The following is a 9018-nucleotide window of genomic DNA, read 5'->3' as shown; positions in this document are numbered from 1 at the left end:
AAGACACGCCGGCCCAGACCACCGCTTCCGGCACCCTCAGCATCGTCGACCCGGATGCCGGCGAAGCCGCCTTCCGCCCGCAGACTGATGTCCCGGGCCTGTACGGCACGCTCACCCTCGCCGCCGACGGCGCCTGGACTTACACCCTCGACAACACCAAGCCCGAAGTCCAGGCCTTGAAGGAAGGCGAAACCCGCCCCGAAACCTTCACCGTCGCCAGCGTCGACGGCACCACGACCACGGTATCGATCACCGTCACCGGCACCAACGACGCCCCGGTCATCAGTGGCGGCATGAGCGGCACCGTCACCGAAGACATCACCCTCAGCACCAGCGGCACCCTCGTGATCAGCGATGCCGACGCCGGCCAGTCGTCTTTCGTTCCGGAAACCGTCGCCGGCACCTACGGCAGCCTCAAGCTGGAAAGCAACGGCAGCTGGGTCTATACGCTCAACAACAGCGCCCCCAACGTGCAGGGCCTCAAGCAGGGCGAGCAGGTCATGGAGCGCATCCCCGTGACCACGGCCGACGGCACCGTGACGATGGTGGAAATCACCGTCACCGGCACCAACGATGCTCCGCTGGTTGGCAGCGCCAGCGTCAACGTGTCCGAGGAAGGCCTCGCGGGCAGCATTGCCGACTCCGCCGGCAACACCGACAGCACCGACCTGACCGTGGCCAGCGGCATCCTCAGCCTCACCGATGCCGACGGCAACACCCTGGTCGCCAGCCTCACCGCCCCCGTCGCCAGCCTGAGTTCCGGCGGCGTACCGATCACCTGGAGCGGCAGCGGCACCCAGACCCTCATCGGCTCCGCCAACGGCGTCGAAATCCTGCGCGCCACCATCGCCAATGACGGCAGCTACACCGTCAAGCTATCCGGCCCGGTCGACCACCCCGACACCACCAGTGAAGACGTTCTCAGCATCGCCCTTGGCGTAAACGTCAGCGACGGCGTCACCACCTCCACCAGCACCCTGACCGTCAACGTCGAAGACGACTCCCCGATCGCCGCGGCCGCATCCCAGACCATCACCGTCGCACCGGTGGACACCAACCTGCTGCTCATACTCGACAACTCGGCCAGCATGACGCGCACCGACGGCGTGGCCGGCACCACCCGCCTCGCCTCGGCCATCAGCGCGCTCAACACCCTGCTCGACCGCTACGACGGCTTTGGCGAAGTGCGCGTGCGGCTGGTCACCTTCAACACCGAAGCAGCGGCTGCAGGCGGTGTCTGGACCACCGTGGCCCAGGCCAAGGCCCAGCTCGCCGCCATTGTCGCCACCGGCGGCACCAACTACGACGCCGCAATCGCGGCCGGCCAGTCGGCCTATTCCTCTACTGGCAAGCTGGCATCGGGCCAGAACATCGCCTACTTCCTCTCCGACGGCCAGCCCAACACCGGCACCGCCATCGGCGCGGGCGACGAAGCCGCCTGGAAGGGCTTCCTGCAAAGCAACCAGATCACCAGTTTCGCCCTCGGCATGGGCACCGGTGCCACCCAGGCCCCGCTCGACCCGATCGCCTACAACGGCGTCACCAGCACCAATCTCAATGGCCAGGTGATCAGCGACTTCAACCAACTCTCCACCGCCCTGCAGGCCACTGTGCCACAGCCGGCCAGCGGAGAACTCCTCTCCGGCGGCCTGCTCGGAGGCACCAGCGGCTTTGGCGCAGACGGCGGCAGCATCCGCTCCGTCACGGTCGATGGTGTCACCTACAACTACAATGCCGCCGGCAGCGGCAGCGTCACCGTATCGGGCGGAACAAGCCACGGCAGCTACAACGCCACCAGCCACCAGCTCACGGTTTCAACCGCAGCCGGCGGCACGCTGGCCATCAACATGAGCACCGGCAGCTACACCTACACACCCATCTCCACGATCAGCACCAAGGTGACAGACAGCTTCTCCTTCGTGCTGGCCGACAAGGACGGCGACACCGGCAGCTCCAGCATCACCTTCGACGTGAGCCGCCTTGCCGAAAACAACATCGTCCTGAGCAGCACAACCTCTGCCATCGCCAAGGCCAGCCTCGGCCTTACCGGTGAGTACTACGGCTACAACGAAACGAGCAACACCACGAGCACCCGCTTTCACGCCGACGACAGGACCCTCGGCAATCTCGACCGTGTCTCCGACATGACCAGAATTGTTGACGGCCGCAGCGGCCAGACCATCGTCGGCACCTACAACGCCGCCACGGCCACCGGCGCAGACGCCACCTTCAGCGCCGACAAGATCGACTACGGCTTCGGCTACACCACCGGCAGCACAAGCGTCGGCGCCGTCGATGGCAACCTCGGCAACAACCCCACCCTCCTGGGCAGCAATCTGGCGATCAATTCGGGCGCGCTCTACAACTTCCTTCGCGGCGGCACCACCGGCTCCGACAGCAGCGAACTCAAGACGACCACCGGCATCGGCAACACCACCGACTCCGGCATGCGCATGGTCGGCCTGGTCAATCTCGGTGGCGGAAGTTACGACATCCGCGTAACCGCCGACGACGGCTTCCGGCTCAACATCGCCGGCCAGACGGTGGCCATGTTCGACAACATCCAGTCGCCCACCGCCCGCACCTACACCAACGTAAGCCTCGCCGCCGGCCTGCAGCCCATTGAAATCCTGTACTGGGAACAGGGAGGCAATGCCCGTCTGCGCGTCGAAGTCAAACTGTCCGGCGAGCCCGACACCGGCTACAAGACGCTCGGCACCGACGAGTTCGCACTCTTCACCCCGACCAGCGCGCCCACCCTCAACGCGCTGCAGGACATCATCGAAGACCCCACCCAGAACGGCCAGTGGCTGATCCGCACCGGCTCGCAAATTGCCGGCTCGAACGGCAACGATGACATCACCGGCAGCGACGGGCGTGACGACATCTCGGGCGGCTCCGGCAACGACATCGTCCGCGCGGGCGGCGGTGCCGACCTGATCGCAGGTGGCGCCGGCAACGACACCCTGACCGGCGGCCTCGGCTCCGACACCTTCAAGTGGAGCCTTGCCGATACCGTCACCACCACCAAGCCTGCCGTCGATGCCATCACCGACTTCAACACGGCCAGCGCCATCAACGGCGGCGACGTACTCGACCTGCACGACCTGCTTCAGGGCGAAAGCCAGGCCAGCGGCAACCTGGGCAACTACCTGCACTTCGAGAAGGCGGGCGCCGACACCGTGGTTCATGTCAGCTCCAGCGGCGGCTACACCGGCGGCACTTTCGTCGCCGGCGCCACCGACCAGAAAATCGTGCTCCAGGGTGTCGATCTCACCAACAGCGGCGCGCTGTCCTCCGACACGCAGATCATTCAAGACCTGCTCCTCAAAGGAAAGCTCCACACCGACTAAGCGACTGAAGCGGCAAATCAATCCATCCGACACGGATTAAATTGCAGTGACACAAAAAAGGAGGCCTCTTTCGAAGGCCTCCTTTTTGCATTCATCTCACGCAGCACAGGCAGCACAGGCACCCTGGCCTGCCATTCACGTCATCCGGCGAGGCGTCGCGAAGCCTCGGGCCCGGTCATGCCGCTCACGCCAAGGCTGGCTGCCGCAGCCCACTCTTCCGCGGAATGAACCTGCTCGGCGTACACGGCAACATTCAGGCCGCGAGCTAAATCCACGATCGCCTTCACCAGCCGCTGGTGGCCCGCGTTTTCGTGAAGGCCCGCCACAAAACTGCCATCCAGCTTCAGATACGCCAGACGAATCGCGTACAGGCGCGGCAAGGCCGCCAGCTGACGGCCAAAGTGCTCGATACCCAGCTGGGCCCCGTGACGTGCCAACACTTCGGCCAGCGCCTCCAGCCCGGCCAGGTTGGCGTCCAGTCCACGCTCGCTGACCTCGACGGCAATCCGCGCCGCAGCGCTTCCCGCCGTCGCCAGCAACACGTCCAGCCGATCCAGAAAATCCGGTTCGATCAGCGAACGGGGTGCCACGTTGATGGCAACCGGTTCCTGCGAATCCAGCAGTTTCGCAATACCAAGACGAAGCGCTTCAAGGTCGCAGGCCGATGCCAGGCCAACCCGCACCGCAGCCGGCATGAACTGCCCCGCCGTCAGCGTGCCGGCGCCGCCCTGCATGGGCAGGCGCAGCATGAACTCCCGGTGCACCAGGCTGCCATCGACCGCGAGCACCGGGTAACCCACCAGAGAAAACTCATGGCAGACCAGCGCGCCTTCGAGCAATGCCTTCCACGCGCCTTCGCCAGGAACCGGAATCGGCAGCGACGCGCCGTCCGTCTCGGCAATCAGCACGCCAGCCGATTCGGCCCGCATCAGCGCGGAATCCACCCGCGCCAGCGCAGCACCGGGTTGCTCGTCGTGACGATAGGTCACCACCGCTGCATTCATCCGCAACGCATGCGCCCCGTCCACCTGCAGGTCGAGTGCCGCCACCGCGCTCAGCGCCCGCTCGAAAAGTTTCCGTGCGTCGTCCAGCACCACACCGGGCAGCACGACGCCAAACTCGGCGCCACCCACGCGGGCCAGCGACACATCGTCAAGCGCAGGCAGACTGCCCTGCAGTGCATCGGCCACCGCAACCAGCCACTCGTCGGTACGCGCCCGCCCGAGGTGCTGGTTGAGCGCCGCCAGATCAGCGATCCGAAACATGCCGAGACACCCGGCCGGCGGCACACTGGCATCCGACAGCACGCGGCGCAGTTCGCCGTTGAAGCACGCCCGGTTGAACAGGCCCGTGCCCGGGTCGCGGCTCCCTTCGTCGCGCAACTCGGCGATCCGCCCGGCCTGCTCGGCAAACAGCGCGCGCACCCGATCCGACATGTGATTGAGCGCCCGTGCCATGCTTTGCAGTTCGGACACATTAGGCTCCTTCAGCACCCGGAATTGCCCTGCCCCGATGGCCTCCGCCTGCTCGGCCATTTCGGCCAGCGGCTGGCGCACCCAGCGCAGCAGGGCCGACACGCCCATCGCCCAGAACAAGCCGATCGCCAGCATCAGGCTGCCCAACTGCAGCACGCCGCGAAGCAGCGAGCGGTAGGCATACCCTTGCGCCGCCTCCACGGTGATCAGCCCCACCTGGCGCCAACCGTCACTCACCTGCGCCTGGCCGGGCCGGATGTGCATCGGCAACACCGCGGGCAGCCACTCCGGCACGCCCTCGCCCACATCGGGCTGGCTGCGCTCGACCACCACGCGCCCGCCGGCGTCGGTAAAACGGATCAGGCGGTAATGCCCGCCATCGAACAAGGCGGTGACCAGCAACTCGGCGGTCGCCTCATCCTTGCTTTGCTGGGACATGGACAAGGCCAGGGACACCGCACCGTCACTGGCCTGGGCCTGGAGCTGCTGCTCGAAGTAGCTGCGCGCGGTCAGCACACTCACCGCAAACGCCCCCGCGAGCACCACACCCATCGCAACAACCACGCTGATCCACAACCGTTTCAACAGGGACATATCAATTCCTTCAAGGCGTATAGCCTTCTGCACTCATGCGCATGAGCATTTCCCGCCAGCGGGACAACCGGTCCACCGGCGTCGAAGCCTGGCTGGCCCCGCCAACGAAAACACCCTGCATGTTAAAACTGAACACCGGCACGAGATCCGGACGGCTGCTCGCCGGACGAATCGTCGTGATGAGGTTGTCGAGCACCAGCGGCACCGCATCGGGCGACGCGTAATAGCTCAGCACCATGTGGGCCTGGGTCACGCTGCTGGCCGGCCCGCCGATCCGCGCCCGCACGTAGGTCATGCGCAGGCGGCTTTCGGAAACACCCAGCTCGCGCAGGCTGAAGTATTTCGCAAACACAAAATCTTCGCAGTCCCCCATGCCCCTGCCCAAGGCTTCCAGCGGCGTCGCCCAGTAGTCTGACTGGTTCCACACCACCTGGTCATCGGCAAAACGGATGCGCCGGTTGAAAAACTCATTGACCCGCTGCAACTGGTCTTCTTCGGACAGCCCGCGCCATCCCGCCAGCGCACTGCGCCACCCATCCACAGCTTCGCCCGCCGACACGCCGAAGCGCTGCACCGCCGACTGGCGCATGCGCTCGATCTCGAAGCCTCCCGACGCCACCCCGCCCAGAAACAGGAACGCCAGGCCCGCCCCGGCCCAGCGCCGACAAGCGGTCGCCAGACTGCGGCTTGAGCGGGAGAAAGGGGATCCGGGCATGGAATGTTGAAGGCGGGTCAGCAGGAAAACCGTCGAGCACAGTCGGACAAAACATCTAGCGCCGCGTGCAGGCACAACAAGGCCTGGCCGGTCAGCTACAAATCAACGGCATCTCCTTCTGTAAATTAAGGTTTTGGCGTAAAGAGCCGTCAATTGTGAAAAATTAATTCTCCGGCTGCATATTGGCCGCTTAGATCGCTAAAAACACAAATACTGCGCATCGCCGCGTGTCATCGGCACATAAAATCCAGCCATTCCCGCTGAAACACTTTTGCTCTTTATTCGAAACCCGGCCTGTCTGCTATCGAGATGACAATGTTCAAAGTAACAAAGCTGTCCATCTGCCTGACTCTTTCCTTTCTTGCCATGTCACCCGCTTTCGCGGCCAACACCGGCACGCTGCCCGATGCGATCGAAAAGGCTGTCCTGCGCAACCCTGAAGTGCTCGCCCGCCTCCACGACTACCAGGCCTCCGACGCCGAGCGTGACGTCGCCCGTGGCGCATTCTTCCCGCGGGTCGACCTGCAGGGCTACACCGGCCGTGAACGCCGCGACACGCCCACCAGCCTGCCCAGCAGCTACAACCGGCCGGGCTACCAGCTACAGTTGCGGCAAATCCTGTTCGATGGCTTTGCCACCCGCAACGACGTCAAGCGCCTCGGCTTTGCCCGCGCCACCCGCTACTTCGAACTGCTCGGCACCACTGACGAAGTTGCCTACGAAGCCGCCCGTGCCTATCTCGACGTACTGCGCTACCGCGAACTGGCCGCCTTCGCCCAGGAAAACTGGGCCATCCACAAGGAAACCGTCGATCAGATCGAACGCCGCGTAAAAGCCGGCGTAGGCCGTCGGGTCGACCTGGAACAAGCCTTCGGCCGCCTGGCCCTGGCCCAGTCCAACTGGCTCACCGAAAGCTCCAACCTGCACGACGTCAGCCAGCGCTACCAGCGCATCGTTGGCGAAGCCCCGGCCGACAAGCTCGAAACCCCGCCCACGCTCAGCGACAAGCTGCCCGCGTCGCAAGACGTGCTCAAAGAAGCCGTCGAGCGCAACCCGGGCTTTCGCGCCGCAGTGGCCAACATCCGGGCTTCCCGCGCCAACATCGACGTGCAGCGGGCCAACAACCTGCCTACCGTCGAGTTCCGCGCCAGCACCGGCATGGACAGGAACCTGCTCGGCGCAACCGGCGAAACCAATTCCAGCGCCGTGCAGGTGCTGATGAACTGGAACCTCTTCAAGGGTGGCGCCGACGAAGCGCGGATCCGTCAATCCCACGAGCAGCACTACAACGCCACCGACCTGCGCGACAAGGCCTGCCGCGACATCCGCCAGCAAACCGCCATCGCCTGGAACGACGTCAAGAAACTCAAGGAACAACTGGGCTATCTCGACCAGCACCAGCTCTCCACCGAAAAGGCCCGCGACGCCTACCGCCAGCAGTTCGACATCGGCCAGCGCAGCCTCCTCGACGTGCTCAACACCGAGAACGAACTGTTCGACGCCAAGCGCGCCAGCGCCCGTGCCCGCTACGACCTGACCCAGGCCGAACTGCGCGTCCTCACCCAGACCCACCGCATCCTGCCCAGCGTACAGCTCGCCCCCGTTGCCAAGAACGGCCCCGAAGAAGCCGGCGTTACCGAGCCGGCCGAAGACGAAAGCCTGATGTGCAGCACCACGCTTCCGCTCGTCCAGCCCCTAGACACGGCCGGCGCGATGCAGGGCCGTCCGCAACCCGCCGCCGTACCCCTTCCGCTTGCAAGCTCCGTGGCGTCCAGCGCCGTTGTTAGCGCACCGACAGCGGCCCCGGCTCCGGCCCCCACCGCTGCCGCCACGATCGAACCCCTGGTCAAATCCTGGGCTGCGGCATGGTCGGCGAAAAACGTGAAGGCCTACACGGCCTTCTACTCCAGCCAGTTCAAGCCTGAACAGGGCAGCCTGCAAGACTGGATGACGAACCGCGACAAGCGGATCAACAAGCCGGGTGCCATTTCTGTCGAGGTGGACAATCTGACGGTGCGCAACCTGTCCCCCGATACGATTGAGGCCAGCTTCGTGCAGCACTACCGCTCCAGCGGCTACAGCGACAGCATGAACAAGACGCTCAAATACCAGCTGGAAAACGGCCAATGGAAAATCGTCCGCGAGTCGAACCGCTGAACATCGCCACAGGCTGACGCCACCTCCGGGTGGCGGCAACAAAAAGAAAGGGAGCCCGATCGGCTCCCTTTCTTTTTGTACTGAATCAACCGAACGCCTTACGGCTTGACTCCTGCGGCCTGCAGATGCGGCTGCATGATCCGGCGATAGAACTCATGAAAGTGCTGCATGCCATCTTCGTAGGGCGACTGGTACGGCCCCACTTCGTTACGACCTTCCTTCATCAGGGCCCGGCGGCCCCGATCCATCCGCTCGCCGATGTCGTCGTCCTCGACAGCCGTTTCCATATAGGCAGCCTGTTCCGCTTCGACAAATTCACGCTCGAACTCCAGGATGTCTTCCGGATAGTAGAACTCCACCACATTGGTGGTCTTGTCCACATCCGTCGGAATCAGGGTGCTCACCACCAGCACATGGGGATACCACTCGACCATGATGTTGGGGAAGTAGGTCAGCCAGATGGCGCCATGCTTCGGCATCTCGCCGCCGCCATAGTTCAGCACCGCCTCATGCCAGCGCTTGTAGGCGGCCGAGCCAGGCTTTTTAAGCGAGGTGATACCCACCCGCTGGACCGAGTACCACTGCCCGAACTGCCAGGTCAGATCGTCGCAGGTGACGAAATGGCCAAGCCCCGGGTGGTAAGGCGCAACGTGGTAGTCCTCCAGGTAAACCTCGATAAAGGTCTTCCAGTTGTAATTGCACTCGTGGATCTCGACTTTATCGA

Annotated in this window: 5 protein-coding genes; 2 read left to right on the top strand and 3 right to left on the bottom strand. The window is 64.4% G+C overall.

Annotated features, from left to right (window positions below; translation table 11 throughout):
- Positions 1-3353 (top strand): VCBS domain-containing protein (locus Q1W26_RS18780; RefSeq protein ID WP_300443223.1); only part of this gene is annotated, 3353 nt, incomplete at its 5' end.
- Between the two features lie 140 nt (positions 3354-3493).
- Here the strand turns inward: Q1W26_RS18780 and Q1W26_RS18775 are convergent.
- Both Q1W26_RS18775 and Q1W26_RS18770 read right to left on the bottom strand, forming a co-directional pair.
- Entirely contained in the window at positions 3494-5422 is a 1929-nt protein-coding gene (locus Q1W26_RS18775; RefSeq protein ID WP_300443221.1) for a LapD/MoxY N-terminal periplasmic domain-containing protein, read from the bottom strand.
- Between the two features lie 10 nt (positions 5423-5432).
- Positions 5433-6137, bottom strand: a complete 705-nt coding sequence (locus Q1W26_RS18770) for a transglutaminase-like cysteine peptidase (protein ID WP_300443220.1) — start codon at positions 6135-6137, stop codon at positions 5433-5435.
- A 315-nt stretch (positions 6138-6452) separates the two neighbouring features.
- On the opposite strand from Q1W26_RS18770, the gene Q1W26_RS18765 reads away from it, so the two are divergent.
- Positions 6453-8294 carry a TolC family outer membrane protein gene (locus Q1W26_RS18765; RefSeq protein ID WP_300443218.1) on the top strand — a complete coding sequence of 614 codons (1842 nt, stop codon included), beginning with the start codon at positions 6453-6455 and terminating at the stop codon, positions 8292-8294.
- A 98-nt stretch (positions 8295-8392) separates the two neighbouring features.
- Here the strand turns inward: Q1W26_RS18765 and Q1W26_RS18760 are convergent.
- On the bottom strand, positions 8393-9018 hold a 626-nt coding region (locus Q1W26_RS18760), incomplete at its 5' end, for an RHO alpha subunit C-terminal catalytic domain-containing protein (RefSeq protein WP_300443216.1).

It is taken from the genome of Zoogloea sp., assembly GCF_030157465.1.
Classification (GTDB): Bacteria; Pseudomonadota; Gammaproteobacteria; order Burkholderiales; family Rhodocyclaceae; genus Zoogloea.
Note: the sequence above shows the minus strand (reverse complement) of the source record. Positions and strands in the feature narration are given on the sequence as shown.